The sequence below is a fragment of the Paraburkholderia panacisoli genome, from assembly GCF_008369935.1.
GTDB classification, from domain to species: Bacteria; Pseudomonadota; Gammaproteobacteria; order Burkholderiales; family Burkholderiaceae; genus Paraburkholderia; species Paraburkholderia panacisoli.
On record NZ_VTUZ01000006.1, the window covers coordinates 222042 to 238563 of the forward strand.

A 16522-nucleotide genomic window follows, 5' to 3' on the forward strand; every position below is an offset into this window, starting at 1 on the left:
TCTTTTGCTTCACGCCAACGAGCCGTGGCGTGCCGCTTACTTGCTCTGAACCTGCTGTTGCGGCGCGGCGCCGCTTTGCGCGACCGGCGGCACCGCTGACGCGGCCGGCAACGGCGCGGGCGCGGCGACATCGCCTGTTTCGCGATTCATCTGCGACGCGTCCCAGCCGCCGCCGAGTGCCTTCACGAGACCCACCGACGACACCATCCGCTGTCCCGCGATGCTCTCGAGCTTCTGCTCGGCGATGAACGCCGTGGTCTGCGCGGTCAGCACGTTGACGAAACCGACCGTGCCCGCCTTGTACTCGTTCGTGACGATGGCGAGCGCCTGACGGGCCGAATCGACCGCTTGCCGCTGCACGACGATTTCTTTTTCGAGAATGCGCAGTGACGCGAGGTTGTCCTCGACGTCCTGGAACGCGGCCAGCACTGTCAGGCGATAGGTGGCGACATCCGCGTCGTAGGTGGCGCGGGCAGCGTCGGTCTGCGCCTTGCGCAGACCAGCGTCGAACAGCGTGGCCGCGAGTTGCGGGCCGACCGTCCAGAAGCGCGACGGCGCGGTCAGCAGTTGCGAGAACACCGAATTTTCGAAGCCGCCGGTGGCCGACAGCGTCAGCGACGGGAAGAACGCGGCGATCGCCACGCCGATCTGCTCGTTCGCCGCGGCAGCCTTGCGTTCCGCCGACGCGATATCCGGACGCCGTTCGAGCAGCGCGGACGGCATCTGCGCGGGCACGGCAGGCGGCGTGGCGGTGAGCGGCATCGGTGGGAGCGAAAAGACGGAGGCCGGCACGCCGACCAGCACCGCGATCGCGTGCTCGTCCAGGGCGCGCTGAATGCCGTTATCGATCGCGGCCGCCTGCGCCGATTGCAACTGCGTTTGCGCCTGAATCACGTCCGAGCGCGCGGCGACACCCGCCGCATACTGGTTTTGCGTGAGTTGCAGAGAGCGCTGATAAGCCTCGACGGTTTCGTCGAGCAACTTCTGGGTGGAGTCGAGCGCGCGCAGCGCGAAATAGGTTTGCGCCAGCGTGGCCTGGGCGGATAGCCGCGCGTTCGCGAGATCGGCGGCCGCGCCCTGCTGGCCGGCTTTCTGCGCGTTGACCGTGCGGGTCACCGAACCCCACAGGTCGGGCTCCCAGCTTGCATCGAGCTGCACGTTAAAGCTGTTGCCGATGCCGGAGCGGCTGGTTGCGGTAGTCGAGTTGCCGCCCGAGGCCGTGCCGTTGCCGGAGCGCGTCGCGCCCGCCGATGCGCCGATGGTCGGGAAATACGCCGCACGCGCTTCGCCGACCAGCGCGCGCGCCTGCCGGTATGTGGCGGCGAACTGGGCGATGGTCTGATTGGCGGCGTTCAGCTTGTCTTCGAGCGCGTTGAGCTGCGGGTCTTCGTAAATGGTCCACCAGTCGCCGCGATCGTGCTGATCGGCCGGTTCGGCGACTTTCCAGCCGGGGGCGGCTTCCTTGAATGACGTGGGGATCTCGGTGGCGGGCCGCTTGTAGTCAGGGCCTACGACGCAACCGGCCAGCAGCGCGGCGAAGGCCGCCGTTACCGCGATGGTCAGGACGCGCGGCGCAAGCGGCCGCGCGCGCGCGATTCGATCAGACTGCATGCAATGAATTCCTTCTGGGCGCCACGTCGCGGCTGATGGCGTCAGCGTCGGCCGGGCGAGATCTTGGTCTGCCGGAATGTTAGCGTATGAGCCCGCTTGGACGCGGGAAACTGAAAGGGTAATGCGGGGATGCGCGCAGGTGTGTTACTGAGGGTGTCGCGATGGTTACGCGCTGTTACGGGCCGGTGCGCCGAAGCGGGAAACCGTTAAGCCCGTGATTCCGTCGACGTGGTTTTGCGGGCGAGCTTTCCGGCCGCCGCCCGGCACGCAGCGTCGCCGCGCGCCTGGCACGCGTTTGCGGGAGTCGCGGCACTGATGGCTGCTGACGTGACGCTGTCGATCAGGATGGGCGCGGCAGGCCGTTCGTCGCCCGCCGCCTTGCTGCCCTTGTCCCGCCGATGCTCAACCCACGCCAGAATCGCGACGCCCACCGATCCACCAGGCAGCACGAACAGCCCGGCGAACAAAGCCAGTTTCCACCAGCGGTGACGGCCCTGAAAGCTATTCAACGCGGAATCGGTCAAGGAGCGGCTCAGGCCGCCAAGCGTGTTTTTGAGGTACAGCATCGGGGAATCCTTGGTCGCACGGCGCGGTTGCGGCGTGCGGGCAATCGGTCAGAACATGGTCTCGGGTGGCGCGGGTCGCGCGTAACTCGTTGCCTGAAATAATATTGACTATGCAATTAAATTTCAAGATACTTTGGCCGGCTAGCAACGGCGGTGTTGTTTTTCCGCCCTTCGCATCACGCGATTTGACTTCACTGCTTAGGCAGCTAAACTGCGGTCTGCCTGCCGATGTCCTGGAAACACAATGACTGATGGTCCCTATCGGGCGGACGAGACTCAACTCATGTCGAGTCTCGGCTACTACCTGACGAAAGCGCGGAACGTGCTGGTCGAGCGGACGGACCGCGCGGTCAAACCGCTCGGGCTGACCGCGCAACAGATCGGCGTGATCCTGATGCTGTCGTCGCGGCGCGCCAGCACGCCGTTCGAACTGTCGCGCGCGATGTCGTACGACAGCGGCTCGATGACGCGCCTGCTCGATCGCCTTGAAAAGAAAGGCTTTGTGGTGCGCACGCGCAGCGATGCCGATCGCCGGATGGTGAAACTCGAGTTGACGCCGCAAGGCCACGAAGCCGCGCGGCAATTGCCCGGTCTGGGTGCGGCGGTGCTGAACGAGCAACTGCGCGGCTTCTCCGCCGAAGACCATGCAACGCTGATTGAACTGCTCGGCCGCTTCATCGCGAACGGCTTGGGCGATGGAGCCGGTGCGGCCTGCGAATGCGGGCCACCAGCGGAATCCGCGCAAGAGTCATCCGAAGAATCGCCGCAAAAACTGGGCGACGAGTAATCCAACGGCGCGATTCAAAAGCGCCATTGTCTAAAAATGTCTGTCTGGGCAGAGGGTGTTCCGGCATATAAGCACGCGCCACGCACGGCGCGATAAAGCTGCCGTGACAAGCTTTCCCCGGCTGAGGAGAAGAACACATGGACGCCACGGCTTCCGCCGCTGCCCTGCCCGCTGCCGAGCCCGCTCCGCTCAAAGGCGGTGCGCTGGCCTTGCTCACCGTCGGACTCGCGCTCGGCACTTTCATGGAAGTCCTCGACACCTCGATTGCGAACGTCGCGGTGCCGACCATTTCCGGCAGTCTCGGCGTCGCGACCAGCCAGGGCACCTGGGTCATCTCGTCGTATTCGGTGGCTTCGGCGATCGCCGTGCCGCTGACGGGCTGGCTTGCGCGACGCGTCGGCGAGGTGCGGCTTTTCACGTTGTCTGTGCTGCTCTTCACGCTTGCATCGGCGCTGTGCGGCTTCGCGCACAACTTCGAGTCGCTGATCGCGTTCCGGCTCGTGCAGGGGCTCGTATCCGGACCCATGGTGCCGCTCTCGCAGACCATCCTGATGCGCTCGTATCCGATTGAGAAGCGCGGGCTCGCGCTGGGCCTCTGGGCGATGACCGTGATTTGCGCGCCGATTTTCGGGCCCGTGATGGGCGGCTACATCACCGATAACTTCACGTGGCCGTGGATCTTCTACATCAACGTGCCGATCGGGCTGTTCTCGGCGGTGTGCGCGTTCCTGCTGCTGCGCGGCCGCGAGACCAAGACCACCCGGCAGCGTATCGACGCCGTCGGCCTCGCGCTGCTCGTGATCGGCGTGTCGTGTCTGCAGATGATGCTCGACCTCGGCAAGGACCGCGACTGGTTCAACTCGACGTTCATCGTGTCGCTGGCGGTGATCGCGGTGGTGTCGATCGCGTTCCTGCTGGTGTGGGAGATGACAGAGAAGGAACCGGTCGTCGATCTTTCGCTGTTCAAGGACCGCAACTTCGCGCTCGGCGTGCTGATCATTTCGTTCGGCTTCATGGCCTTCTTCGGGTCGGTGGTGATCTTCCCGTTGTGGCTGCAAACCGTGATGGGCTACACCGCCGGACTCGCCGGCCTGGCCACCGCGCCGGTCGGGCTGCTCGCGCTGTTCTTGTCCCCGATGATAGGCAAGAACATGCACCGGCTGAACCTGCGCATGGTGGCGAGTTTCGCGTTCATCGTGTTCGCGTTCGTGTCGTTCTGGAACTCGACGTTTACGCTCGACGTGCCGTTCAATCACGTGATCTGGCCGCGCCTCGTGCAAGGGATCGGCGTGGCCTGCTTCTTCGTGCCGATGACGACCATCACGCTGTCCAGCGTGCCGGACGAGCGGCTCGCCAGCGCGTCCGGCTTGTCCAACTTCTTCCGTACTTTGTCGGGGGCGATCGGCACGGCGATCAGCACGACGTTCTGGGAGAACGACACGATCTACCATCACGCGATGCTGGCCGATTCGGTGAATGTGTATTCGGCGAACACGAATGCCTATACCAATGCGCTGTCGGGCATCGGGCTTTCCGGCGACGGCGCTACCGCGCAGTTGAACCAGGTGGTGACCGCTCAAGCTTACATGATGGCCACCAACGACTTCTTCCGCATTTCCTGCGCGGCGTTTCTCGTGCTTGCGGTCCTGGTCTGGATCACCAAGCCGCGCAAGGGTGCGGGGCCTTCGTTAGGGCATTGAGGTCTTATCTCGATGCTTCGAGAAGAGACGCGCCGGCGTAATGCGTTTGCATCGCCGCACGCGTCTGAGCTTTGTACTACTGCGTTATTGCTTCGCCATTCGTGGCCGGGATGGATTGTCCTTGCGTAGCATCGGGATGCATTGCCGTGGGCGGCGGCTGAGAGGGTTTCACACCACTTTGCGTTGCGCTCGCCGCCTTGCCGCGCACGTATTGCTTGAAGTCGGCGCCCGCTTCCCAAGGATTCGGTTTGCAGCCCAGCGCACCGTCGCAATGCGCGGCAAAGCCGATGGTTGCCGTGCCGTCAGGGTTCACGGTGCGCGTGATCTGATACGCCAGCGCGCGCTTGCCGCCATCCGGGCCGGCGGTCTGAATCAGCGAGTCGGTCGCGGCTTCGATCTTGTAGGTGGAATGGCTTGCCACCCACGTTTGAGCACGTTGCCACCAGACATCGCATTCCGCTTTGTTCGAACACGTCAACGGTTTTGTCGCGATCTGCATGACGTCCGGATCGACCTGCCCTTGCGTCGAACACCCCGCCGCCACGAAACCCAAACACAGCGCGGCCAACAGACCTTTGCTTATCACGTTGATACCTCCTTTGCAGGGAGCGTGTCATGTCAGTTTGGACCGCGGCGCTGATGTGGTGTTTCATCTGCATCAAAGAATCGTCGGAACGCGCGGAGAATTTGCCGATCCTGTTCGCAGTGGCACAGCGCGCGACGTAGACGTTACCTGTGAACAAGAAAAAAGCGGCCATGAAGGCCGCTCTTTCGTCACATCGGCGCGCTCGCCGTTCAGACGCTGAAGCGATTCAACGTGTACGCGCGATAAGCCGCGACAAACGCGTCGAACGAACCGACTTCCTCGCGTTCGAGTTTGGACTGCTCGGCGAGCGACTGCGTGGCGAGTTCGGTGAACGCCTGAGCCTGCGCGGCGTCGAGCGGACGCGAACGGAAATACGCGGCGTGCGCCTCGCTTTGCTCGAGACCAAACGCGAGGAAGCTCTGTTGCTTCTCGCGCATGGTCTGCAGCACACGCGCCGACGGCGTCAGCGACACGTCCGCGAGCTTCGCGCGTTGAACTGCAACGGCGCGCGCGTGTTCATCACCGCCCCGCAACGCGTCGAGCGCGGCAGCCGCTGCGTCGATCTTGCTCATCAGTTCGCCGGCCCAATCCATCATCGCAACCGGGCTGCCGTCGCGCGTCAGTTCGAGGCCGGGCTTGCGACCTTCCATCGTGACGCGACCGAAGTTCCGATTGGCCTCGGCGTACGCGTCAGGCGGCAACGGTGCGCTGTCGTCGAGTGCGCAGACCAGCAGGTATGCATCGAGAAAACGCGAGGTTTCCAGCGAAATGCCGCTCGGCTCGAACGGATCGATGTCCATGCAGCGCACTTCGACGTATTGCACGCCGCGCGCGGCGAGCGCATGCAGCGGACGCTCACCCGGATGCGTGACGCGCTTCGGACGAATCGTCGAGTAAAACTCGTTTTCGATTTGCAGCACGTTGGTGTTGATCTGTACCCACTCGCCGTCGCGTTGCGTGCCGATCTGCTCGTAGGCCGGATACGGCTGGCTCACGGCTTTTGCGAGTGCGTCGAGGTAGCCCGGCAGCGTGTCGTAGTCGGCATGCAGCGCGGCTTGCGCGGTGGTGTTCGAATAGCCGAGATCGCTCATGCGCAGGCTGGTCGCATACGGACGGTACAGCGTGTCGGCGTCGAATGTTTCGAGCGTGTGTTTGCGATCGCGGAGAAAACGGCGATCCAGCGCCGGCGACGCGCCGAATAGATACATCAGCAGCCAGTTGGTGCGGCGGAAATTGCGAATCAGCGCCAGGTAGCGGTCGGACTGAAAATCGACGGCGTTCGCGGTGGACTGCTGATCGGCATGCAGGAGCCGCCACACTTCTTCGTTCAGCGAATAGTTGTAGTGGATGCCCGCGATGCACTGCATCGTGCGGCCGTAACGCAGCGCGAGGCCGATGCGGTACACGTACTTCAGCTTGCCGATGTTCGAACTGCCGTAATGCGCGATCGGAATGCCGTCGTCGGTGTCGGGCAGCAGGCCGGGCATGGAGTTGTTCCACAGGATCTCGTCGCCGAGTTCCGCGTAGACAAAACGATGCAGCGTGTCGAGTTTCTCGAGCGTGTCCGCGACATCATGCTCGGCCGGCGTGATCAGTTCGAGCAGCGCTTCGGAATAGTCGGTGGTGAGCGACGGATGCGTGAGCGCAGAACCGAGCGCGCGCGGATGCGGCGTCAAGGCGAGCTTGCCGTCGTGCGTGACGCGCAGGCTCTCCCTTTCGATGCCGCGCAGGCCGCGCGTCAGCGCGTCGCGCTGCGGGCCTGAGGTCAGCACGGACAGGCGGTGCAGAAACGCGTCGGTCGTGCGCAGGGGTGTCGTGTTTGGCATTGAGGCGGAGTCGTGCGTTGTCGGCCGCCATGTGCCGCTTCACTGCTCGTGGCAGCACTGCGCGGTGGACGACGTTCGGCGGAATTTTCAGTAGCGGGCACTTTAACATTTCGCCACAACGGCTGCTTGAGGCCGCTTCGGCGGGCTATCCGAGCCGCCCGTCCCGCCTGTTTGCCGATGAATCCGCGTGCTGCCCGGATCATCGCCGCTCGTCCGGTACACGGTTCGCGCACTTTGCGATGGTGGTTGCCGGGTTACGCTCGACTTCAGCCGCCGCGCGCGGCGCCTGCGCGGTCCGCCACCTCGTTCCACAGATGCATGGCCGCATACGCGCGCCACGGCCGCCATGTGTCGGTGCGCGCGCGTTGCTGGGTGGGCCGGGTGAGCGACGGGTCGCGCGCGCAGATCGACTGCATCAGCACGAGGTCCCAGGCGGGCCACGCATCGGCGTCGCGCCACGCGCGCATTGCGACATACTCGACGGTCCACGGGCCGATGCCGGGCAGCGCTAGCAACAGGGCGCGCAGGCTGGTTGCGTCGACGACATTGCTGTCGAGCGGCACGTCGCCGCTAGCCACCGCATGCGCGAAGCCTTGCAGCGCCGCTACGCGTTTGCCCGGCATGCCGATCTGCGCGAGATCGACCGCGGCCAACGCGGCGGGGGTCGGAAAGCGCCAAGCGGTGTTCTCGTGCCGATGCCCGTCGATGCGCTCGCCGGCGCGCTGCACCAGCCGTCCGATGATGGTGGTCGCGGCCTTCACGCTGACCTGCTGGCCGACGATCGCGCGCACCACCAGTTCGAAGCCCGACCACGCACCCGGCACACGCAGACCGGGGACGGCCTCGACGAGCGGCGCGAGCCACGGGTCCGCGGCGAGTTCGGCGCCGATCTTCTTCGGATCGGCATGCAGGTCGAACATTTTCGCGATCGGCACGGCGAGCGCGTCGGCGTGACGGCTCACCGGCCCCTCGATGCTCGCGACAATGCAGCGTTTGCGCGGATGCAGGCGCACGCTCAGCGTGCCGCTGTCGCCGGCCCAGTCGATCGCGCGGCGATAGGCGCCGTCTTCCACCGCTTCGACGCCGGGGGTCGCGCGTCCGCTGAAAAAGCGCAGCAGGCGCGGCCAGTCGAAGGGTGGTTTGAACGGCAGTTCGAGGGTTGCGACGTCGTCTTCAAGCGTGCTCACGCGGCGTGGTCCAGTTTGGTGGTGATGGCTGTTTCGGCTGGGTTATTGTCCGCGAAGGCCGGTGTTTTGCGGCTGGCATGCTGCAATTCGTTGTCGAGCAGCGCGGCCTTGCGCGGCAGACCCCAGCGATAGCCCGCCAGCGCCCCGCCCTTTTGCACCACGCGATGGCAAGGAATCGCCAGCGCCACCGGATTCGTCGCGCATGCGGTGGCGACCGCGCGCACAGCGCGGGGCGAGCCGACCGCTTCGGCGATCTGCGAATAGCTGCGCGTTTCGCCGTAGGGAATGCGCCGCAACGCGTCCCACACTCGCTGCCGGAACGCGGTCGCGGCGATGTCCAGAGGGAGATCGAAGTCCTGGCGGGTGCCGCGCAAATAGGCGTCGATCTGCGCGATGAACGGAGCGAGCTGTTGGGAATCTTCCAACAGATCGGCGTTGGCAAACTCGCCGCGCAGTTCGTCGACCAGCAATGCGTCGTCGTCGCCGAAACCGATCTTGCAAATGCCTTTGTCCGTGGCCGCGATCAACACGAAGCCCAGTGAAGTCGGCGCACTCGCATAGCGCACGGTCAGCCCGGCGCCTTTGCGGCGATACGCGGACGGCGCCATGCCAAGCTCAGCCGGCGCGCTGTCGTACATGCGCGACGGCGAGCCGAAGCCCGCATCGAGCGTGGCGCGCGTGACGTCCGCGCCGTTCTGCAGCGCGTCGCGCAATGCGGCGCCCCGCTGCGCGGCCTGGTACTGGCGCGGCGACACGCCCACCACGCGCTTGAACAGCCGCTGAAGGTGAAACGGACTCACGTGCACCGCGTCGCTCAATTGCGCGAGCGTGAGACGCTGCTGCGGATCGGCGTCCAGCGCGGCGCACGCGCGCCTGACGATCTCCAGCTCGCGCGGCAGGCCGCCCGGCTGGCATCGCTTGCAATCGCGAAAGCCCGCGGCGCGCGCGGCGGCAGCGTCGGCGAAGAACGCGACGTTCTCGCGACGTGGCTGGCGCGACGCGCACGACGGGCGGCAGAACACGCCGGTAGTCTTGACCGCGTAGAAGAATGCGCCGTCGGCGCGCGGTTCGCGGCGTGTGACGGCGGCCCAGCGTTCGTCGTCGGAAGTCCAGCTGGCGGTGTCTGGGAGGGTGCCGATGGCGGTATTACCGGTAGTGGGTTTCATGATGGTCCCGGATAGGCAGGCAGTGTCGATGCTCACCAATGTAGGCCGTATGCCCACACCCTACGCCCCGGTTCTTGCTCTGTCATTGCGCTTATTCGTAGGATGAAACGGCCGCCAAGCGGTCGTTTTGCCCCAAACTGCGACATTTTGGCCCGATATCGGGTTTTCCCTTAAAAAGTTATTGCGTCGCATCAACCCGATGTGTATATTAGTACCTGTCTCCTCCATGTCTCCTCCTGATATGGATTCAGCCCGCTCCACATAGAGCGGGCTTTTTTTCGCCTGTACGTCCCGAATTCCCCGCCTTGGTTCTCCGCGTGATCCGGCCCTCCCGGCTGGTTTCACAGCCGCACTCACGCCCGCACTCGCGGCGCTGCCCTTTCTCCTACACTGGCTAATCATCAGTGCTGCGAACCGGCCAAAGGGGCGTTCGACATGAAAATTCACATCCGCGAAATCGATCACGTCGTCATCCGGGCGATAAACGTCGAGGCCATGGCGCGTTTCTATTGCGACGTGCTTGGATGCAGCCTCGAAAAGGAGCAGCGCGATCTGGGCCTGACGCAATTGCGCGCCGGCCGCTCGTTGATCGACCTCTTGCAGGTCGGCGCGAAACTCGACCACGTCGAAAACGGCATGCCGGGTACGGGCCGGAATATGGATCACCTATGTTTGCGCGTCGAACCATTCGACGCCGAGGCGCTCAAGGAGCATCTCGCCGGGCACGGCGCGCGGCTGGGCGAGCAGGCATTGCGCTACGGTGCGGACGGCTTTGGGCCGTCGCTGTATCTGTTCGACCCTGAAGGGAATATGGTCGAACTCAAGGGGCCGCCGGAAGCGGCGCGGGTCACATCGCTGTAGACGAAAGACCCTTCAGGCGTTAGCAGGCGCTTTCAGCACCGTCCACTCGATCTTCACCGCATCGGCCTCGGCGCTGCCGAGCCAGGCTTCACCGTCCTGCACCGTACATTGCAGACGCATCGTGCGTTCGGCAAGCGAGCCGAGCGCCGCCGCGACGTCTTCACTCAGCGTCCACACCGTCACGTTGCGCATGCGTTCCACCTTGTTGCGCACGCCCTGCCACCAGATGTCCGACGCGCGGCCGCCATAGGCGATCACGATCACCTCGTTGGAGCGGCCGCTCGCCTTGGCGATGCGCCGTTCGTCGGGCTGGCCGACTTCGATCCAGGTTTCGATCGCGCCGGTGAGATCCTTTTGCCACAAATCCGGTTCGTCGACGTCCGACAAACCTTTGCAGAACTCGAGGCGTTCCTGCGCGAACAGCGCGAAGGCGGCGACGCGGACCATCATCCGTTCGTCGGTTTCCGAGGGATGGCGAGCGATCGTCAGTGAATGGTCGGCGTAATAGTGCCGGTCCATGTTGGCGATCTGCAGTTCCGCCTTGTAAATCGTCGATTTCAGAGCCATGCCGTTGCTAAACCAGGCGCTCGCCCCACCGGAGCGAACAGAAAAGGAATCGTCGACGGCGCGTTGCCGTCTTCCGTGTTTGTTGTACATCGCAATTCTCCCGCGCCGTCAGCCGGCGGCCATGCCAACGGGAGAAGCATTTATCGCGCCACGGCCGGTTCAAAAGCCGTGCCATACACCTCGGCGGCGGCTTCCCGCAAGGCTTCCAGGACTACGGCGGCCCCCGGCGAAAGAAGATGCGACTGGCGCGTGATGATACCGAATGTGTCCATCCTGCACGGCAAATCTATCGGCACGCGCTTCAGGACACCGTACTGTTGGTACTGACGCGCCACTTCGTCGGGCAAAACGGCCAACATGTCGCTTTGGAGCAGCAGGCTCGAAATCGCCAGAAAATTGTTCGTATTGACCACGTTTTGCGGCGGGTTCAGTCCAATTTGCGAAAACATCAGATCAAAGCGATGGCGCAGCACGCTGCCCGGCGGGTGCAAAACCCAGCTGGCGTTGACGATTCCGCGCAGTGTCAACCCTGTCTCATTTTCGAGAGGATGACCCGGGCGCGCGACTACGCAAAGCGGCTCGTCCGCGAGCGGTTCGTAGCGGATTTCGGCCTTGAACTGGTTCTGCCGCTCCAGCACCCGCCCGATCATGATGTCGAGTTCGCCTTCGGCTAGCCGCGGCAGCATCACGTCCGAGGTTTCCACCTCCGCCCAGATCTGCAACTGCGGATACCGCTCCTTCACGCTGGCGATCGCGCGCGGCACCATCGTCGCGGCGGCCGCCGCAATCACGCCGATGCGCACCTGACCCGCGAGGCCGGAGCGCAACGCCGAGATTTCGTCGTGCGCGTGGCTCAAATTCGATAGCACCATGCGCGCATGCCGGATCATCACCTCTCCGTACAGCGTGGCGTGCATGCCATGCGGCGTACGGTCGAACAGGCTGACTTCCAGCATGTCCTCCAACTCCTTGAGCAGACGCGAGGCGGCGGGCTGGGTCATGCCGAGCACGTCGGCGGCCCGGCGCACGTTGCCCTCCTCCTCCATCGCCGCGAGCAGCAGCAACTGGCGCGTCTTGAGCCGCGCACGGACAAACCAGTTCGAGTAGCTACGCGTCATCGGTTGTCTCCCAGCATTGTTTTTGTCGGACGGCCCCGGGCCGCCTTTGCCTGGCGGTTTGGCCCGCTCAGGGTCTCCATGATGCCATACCGAAACTGATATCGGGATGGCTTAAAAAGGGATTGGAAAGTTATTGGGGGCGCTCATACCATTCGTTGACTTTCCAGGACTCCCACTTGACGCCCATCCGTCGATGAACCGCGATCCGCTCGTTCCGCTCGTTGCCAGCCCGTTTCGCCATTACATCAATGGCGGATGGGAGACGGGCGCGACCGCGGGGGTGTCGTTCAACCCGTCGGACCTGGACGAACCGGTCGGCGAATACGTGCGCGCGGACGTGCGGCAGACCGATACGGCAATCGAAGCGGCGCATGCGGCGTTTCGCGACTGGTCGCTGGCGTCGGTGCAGCGTCGCGCGGATGCACTCGATGCAATCGGCACCGAGATGCTTGCGCGCCGCGACGAACTCAGCCGGCTGCTCGCGCGCGAAGTCGGCAAGACCTTGCCCGAAGCGCTTGCCGAAGCGATCCGCGCCGGCCAGATTTTCAAGCTGTGCGCCGCCGAGGCGCTGCGCGCGTTTGTCGAGCCGCTGGCGTCGGCGCGCGCCGGCGTCGAAATCGACGTGACGCGCGAGCCGCTCGGCGTGATCGGCATCATCGCGCCCTGGAGCGCACCGCTGGCGATCGCCGCCGTGAAGATCGGCGCCGCGCTCGCCCACGGCAATTGCGTCGTCTTCAAGCCGGCCGAATCGACGCCGGCCTGCGCGGCGGCGCTGGCTTCGATCATCAGCCGCGCCGGCCTGCCCGCGGGCGTGTTCAACCTCGTGATGGGCAGCGGCCGGCAGGTCGGCGCGCGGATCGTCGCGCATCCGCTGGTGGCGGCGATCAGCTTCACCGGCGCGACGGAGACCGGCACGCGCGTGTTGCAGGCCGCGGCCGCCCGCCAGGCGCGCGTGCAACTGCAGATGGGCGGCAAGAATCCGTTCGTGGTGTTGGCCGACGCCGATCTCGACAACGCGGTCGACGCGGCGTTGAGCGGCGCATATGGCTCGGCCGGGCAGCGCTGTACGGCGGCGGCCCGTCTGATCGTCGAGCGCGCGGTCTTCGAGCCGTTCGTGGACGCGTTGCGCGCGAAGCTCGGCAAGCTCTCGGTCGATCACGCGTTAAAGCGCGGCACGGATATCGGGCCAGTGGCGAACGCTGCGCAACTGGAGCGCAACCTCGACTATGTGCGCATCGGTCAACAGGAAGGCGCGCAACTGTTGCGCGGCGGCCAGCCGCTGCAGCGCGCAACACGGGGCTACTTTTTCGAACCGGCGCTGTTCATCGGCGAACCCGAGCAGCGCATTGCGCGCGAGGAAATTTTCGGCCCGCTCGCGGTCGTGCTGCGCGCCGACGACTACGAGCACGCGCTGCATCTTGCGAACGACACGGCCTATGGCCTGTGTGCCGGCATCTGCACGCGCTCGCTCGAACGCGCGCGGCATTTCCGCCGACATGTTCAGAGCGGGCTCGTCACGATCAATTTGCCCACCACGGCCGTCGAGCACCACGCGCCCGGCGGCGGCCGCAAGGCGTCTGCCTACGGCGCGACCGACGCGGCCTTCTGGACGGCCGTCAAAACGGCCTACGTGGCGGGCTGATCGCGATGACCGTCACGCATTGCAGCGCACTCCGTGCCGTTTATCGCGCAGCAGCAGTTCGATGCGCCATGCATCCCATGCGTCATTCGCGCGCCGGCTGACGCCGCCGCGCATAGCCCTGCTGCAAACCAACGACATCAATGCAGCTTTTCAACCTCAGGAGACAGGCATGACCAGCAAGCTTCGCCGTTTGACCCTCACCGCGATGGCCGCCGCCGCCCTCGCCGCGCCGTTCGCCGTGCAACTTTCCGCACATGCGGATCAGCAGCTCAAAGTCGGCTTCCTCGTGAAGATGCCGGAACAGGCGTGGTTCATCAACGAACAGAAAGCCGCGACCGCGCTCGGTCAGAAGGACGGCTTTTCGGTCGTCAACATCGGCACGCCGGACGGCGAAAAAGTGCTGGCCGCCATCGATAACCTCGGCGCGCAAGGCGCCAAGGGCTTCGTGATCTGCGCGCCCGACGTGCGCCTTGGACCGGCGATTCAGGCGCGCGCGAAGCGCTACAACATGAAGTTCGTGACCGTCGACGATCAACTGGTCGACTCGACCGGCAAGCCGCTGCCGAATGTGCCGCATCTGGGCATGTCCGCATTCAAGATCGGCAACCAGGTCGGCCAGGCGATCACCGAGGAAATGAAGCGCCGCGGCTGGAAGCCTGAAGAAGTCGGTGCACTGCGCATCACGAACTACGAACTGCCGACCGCGAAGCTGCGCACCGACGGCGCGACGCAATCGCTGCTAGCCGGCGGCTTCAAGAAGGAAAACGTCTTCGACGCCCCGCAAAAGACGACCGATGACGAAGGCGGTTTCAACGCCTCGTCGCCGGTGCTCGCGCAGCATCCGAACATCAAGAAGTGGGTGATCTTCGCGCTCAACGAGGAAAGCGTTCTGGGTGGCGTGCGCGCGACCGAGCAACTGCATATTCCCGCGGCGGACGTGATCGGTGTCGGCATCAATGGTGCGGGCGAAGCCTTCGCCGAATTCCAGAAGAAGGAACCGACAGGCTTCTTCGGCACGATCGCCGTGAGCTCGACCAACCACGGCAAGCAGAGCACGGAAAACCTGATCGAGTGGATCAAGGACGGCAAAGAGCCGCCCGCCGATACGCAGACCACCGGCAAGCTGATGGTGCGCGGCAACTGGCAGGACGTGCGTAAAGAACTCGGCATCTAAGCCGGATTCAAGTCCGCAGGTTCTGGCGGGCCGCCTCGCGCTTACGTGAGACCGGCCCGCGCTGTTGTGAGCACAGTTGTCCACCCGTTCGAGGTTTTTTCGATGACGTCCTTACCCACCGAGTCCCACAGCGACGCAGCGGCGCTGTCGGCGCAAGCGCCCTCGCCTTCTTCTTCGCCCGTATCCGGCGCGGCGTCGTATCTGCAACTCGACGGCATCACCGTGCGCTTTCCCGGCGTGCTCGCGCTCGACCAGGTGTCGCTCGAAGTGCGGCGCGGCGAAGTGCATGGCCTGATGGGCGAAAACGGCGCCGGCAAATCGACGCTGCTGAAGGTGCTGTCCGGCGTGAATCAGCCGGCGGCGGGCACCCTGTCGCTCGACGGCGTCGTGCAGCAGTTCGCCACGACCAAAGCGGCCATCGCAGCGGGCGTCGCAATCATCTATCAGGAACTGCATCTGGTGCCGGAGCTGACCGTTGCGGAAAACCTGATGCTCGGTGCGCTGCCGAATCGTTTCGGTGTACTGGACGAAAAGGCGCTGGTCGCGCGTGCGGTGCGCGAGCTGGAACGGCTCGGCGAGAAGATCGATCCGTCGCAGCAGGTGAAGAATCTGTCGATCGGCCAGCGGCAGATGATCGAGATCGGCAAGGCGCTGATGCGCGACGCGCGCGTGATCGCGTTCGACGAACCCACCAGTTCGCTGTCGTCGCGCGAGACCACGCAACTGTTCCGGATCATCCGCGCATTGAAGGCCGAAGGCCGCGCGATCATCTACGTCACGCACCGGATGGACGAAGTGTATGAGCTGTGCGATCGCGTCACGGTGTTTCGCGACGGCCGACGCATCGACACCTTCGAAGCGGGCGACGGACTCGATCGCGACCGGCTGATCAGCTGCATGGTGGGCCGCTCGATCGCGGACGTGTACGGCTACCGCTCGCGCGAACTCGGCGACGTGCAGCTCGACGTCAAAGGCCTGATGGGACCCGGCCTGCGCGAACCGGCTTCGTTCGCGGCGCGCAAGGGCGAAATCGTCGGCTTTTTCGGGCTGGTCGGCGCGGGCCGTTCCGAGTTGATGAAGCTGATTTACGGCGCGGTCAAACCGGCCGCCGGCGAGATCACGCTCAAAGGCAAACGAGTGCGCTTCGCCACGCCGCGCGATGCCGTGCGCGCTGGTGTGGCGCTGTGTCCGGAGGATCGCAAGCAGGAAGGCATCGTGTCGATCGCCTCGGTATCGGACAACCTCAACATCAGTTGCCGCCGTCATTTCAGCCGCTTCCACGTGCTCAACGGCCGCAAGGAAGCACAGACCGCCAGGGAATTCATCGGCAAGCTCGCGATCAAGACGCGCAACGGCGACACGCCGATCGGCACGTTGTCCGGCGGCAATCAGCAAAAGGTGATCCTGTCGCGCTGGCTCGCGGAAGACATCGACGTGTTCCTGATGGACGAGCCCACGCGCGGCATCGACGTCGGCGCGCGCAGCGAGATTTACGGGCTGCTGTACGGGCTCGCTGATGCGGGCCGCACGGTCATCGTCGTGTCGAGCGATCTGGCCGAGGTGATCGGTGTCACCGATCGCGTGATCGTGATGAAGGAAGGCCGCATCGTCGGCGATCTGTCGAAGACGCAGGCCACCCCGGATGCGTTGATCAAGCTCGCGCTGCCCCGCTGACGCCGCCCCGCTCACCCGACTCGACCCAAGCACGCCAACGAAAGCACGCAACTGAAT

At 64.7% G+C, this 16522-nt stretch carries 14 protein-coding genes; 6 read left to right on the plus strand and 8 right to left on the minus strand.

The features are described from left to right. Nucleotides 1-36: 36 nt before the first annotated feature. Complete coding sequence (locus FVF58_RS11655; RefSeq protein WP_149670054.1) at nt 37-1611, minus strand: efflux transporter outer membrane subunit; 1575 nt, start codon at nt 1609-1611, stop codon at nt 37-39. A gap of 206 nt (nt 1612-1817) precedes the next feature. Beyond that, nucleotides 1818-2177: a hypothetical protein gene (locus FVF58_RS11660; protein WP_149670055.1), complete on the minus strand. Its 360-nt coding sequence runs from the start codon at nt 2175-2177 to the stop codon at nt 1818-1820. Between the two features lie 244 nt (nt 2178-2421). Between FVF58_RS11660 and FVF58_RS11665 the strand changes: the two genes are divergently transcribed. Together FVF58_RS11665 and FVF58_RS11670 are read left to right on the plus strand one after the other, a co-directional pair. After that, nucleotides 2422-2964 (plus strand): MarR family winged helix-turn-helix transcriptional regulator, encoded by a 543-nt coding sequence (locus FVF58_RS11665; protein WP_149670056.1) that lies wholly within the window; start codon nt 2422-2424, stop codon nt 2962-2964. A gap of 137 nt (nt 2965-3101) precedes the next feature. Next, a complete protein-coding gene (locus FVF58_RS11670; protein WP_149670057.1) occupies nt 3102-4664 on the plus strand; it encodes a DHA2 family efflux MFS transporter permease subunit in 1563 nt (520 codons plus the stop codon). A gap of 76 nt (nt 4665-4740) precedes the next feature. On the opposite strand, the gene FVF58_RS11675 is transcribed toward FVF58_RS11670, so the two are convergent. The 4 genes from FVF58_RS11675 to ada form a co-directional block, all read right to left on the minus strand. Then, a complete protein-coding gene (locus FVF58_RS11675) occupies nt 4741-5250 on the minus strand; it encodes a hypothetical protein (protein WP_149670058.1) in 510 nt (169 codons plus the stop codon). 209 nt (nt 5251-5459) lie between these two features. Further along, complete coding sequence (gene gshA, locus FVF58_RS11680; RefSeq protein ID WP_149670059.1) at nt 5460-7076, minus strand: glutamate--cysteine ligase; 1617 nt, start codon at nt 7074-7076, stop codon at nt 5460-5462. A 266-nt stretch (nt 7077-7342) separates the two neighbouring features. Beyond that, nucleotides 7343-8263, minus strand: coding sequence for a DNA-3-methyladenine glycosylase family protein (locus FVF58_RS11685; RefSeq protein WP_149670060.1), 921 nt, complete (start codon nt 8261-8263; stop codon nt 7343-7345). Then, nucleotides 8260-9429 (minus strand): bifunctional DNA-binding transcriptional regulator/O6-methylguanine-DNA methyltransferase Ada, encoded by a 1170-nt coding sequence (gene ada, locus FVF58_RS11690; RefSeq protein WP_149670061.1) that lies wholly within the window; start codon nt 9427-9429, stop codon nt 8260-8262. The genes FVF58_RS11685 and ada overlap by 4 nt, the downstream gene beginning before the upstream one ends. Before the next feature lie 435 nt (nt 9430-9864). Here ada and FVF58_RS11695 point away from each other — a divergent pair, with 435 nt between their 5' ends. Continuing rightward, entirely contained in the window at nt 9865-10290 is a 426-nt protein-coding gene (locus tag FVF58_RS11695; RefSeq protein WP_149670062.1) for a VOC family protein, read from the plus strand. 12 nt (nt 10291-10302) lie between these two features. Here the strand turns inward: FVF58_RS11695 and FVF58_RS11700 are convergent, their stop codons facing one another. Together FVF58_RS11700 and FVF58_RS11705 are read right to left on the minus strand one after the other, a co-directional pair. Further along, nucleotides 10303-10857, minus strand: a complete 555-nt coding sequence (locus FVF58_RS11700) for a YaeQ family protein (RefSeq protein ID WP_149670063.1) — start codon at nt 10855-10857, stop codon at nt 10303-10305. Nucleotides 10858-10997: 140 nt separating this feature from the next. Beyond that, nucleotides 10998-11975, minus strand: coding sequence for a LysR family transcriptional regulator (locus FVF58_RS11705; protein ID WP_149670064.1), 978 nt, complete (start codon nt 11973-11975; stop codon nt 10998-11000). A 193-nt stretch (nt 11976-12168) separates the two neighbouring features. Between FVF58_RS11705 and FVF58_RS11710 the strand changes: the two genes are divergently transcribed. The 3 genes from FVF58_RS11710 (at nt 12169) to araG (ending at nt 16465) form a co-directional block, all read left to right on the plus strand. Beyond that, nucleotides 12169-13617, plus strand: a complete 1449-nt coding sequence (locus FVF58_RS11710; protein WP_149670065.1) for an aldehyde dehydrogenase family protein — start codon at nt 12169-12171, stop codon at nt 13615-13617. Nucleotides 13618-13786: 169 nt separating this feature from the next. After that, entirely contained in the window at nt 13787-14791 is a 1005-nt protein-coding gene (locus FVF58_RS11715; RefSeq protein ID WP_149670066.1) for an arabinose ABC transporter substrate-binding protein, read from the plus strand. A gap of 102 nt (nt 14792-14893) precedes the next feature. Beyond that, entirely contained in the window at nt 14894-16465 is a 1572-nt protein-coding gene (gene araG / locus FVF58_RS11720; protein WP_149670067.1) for an L-arabinose ABC transporter ATP-binding protein AraG, read from the plus strand. Nucleotides 16466-16522: the final 57 nt, after the last annotated feature.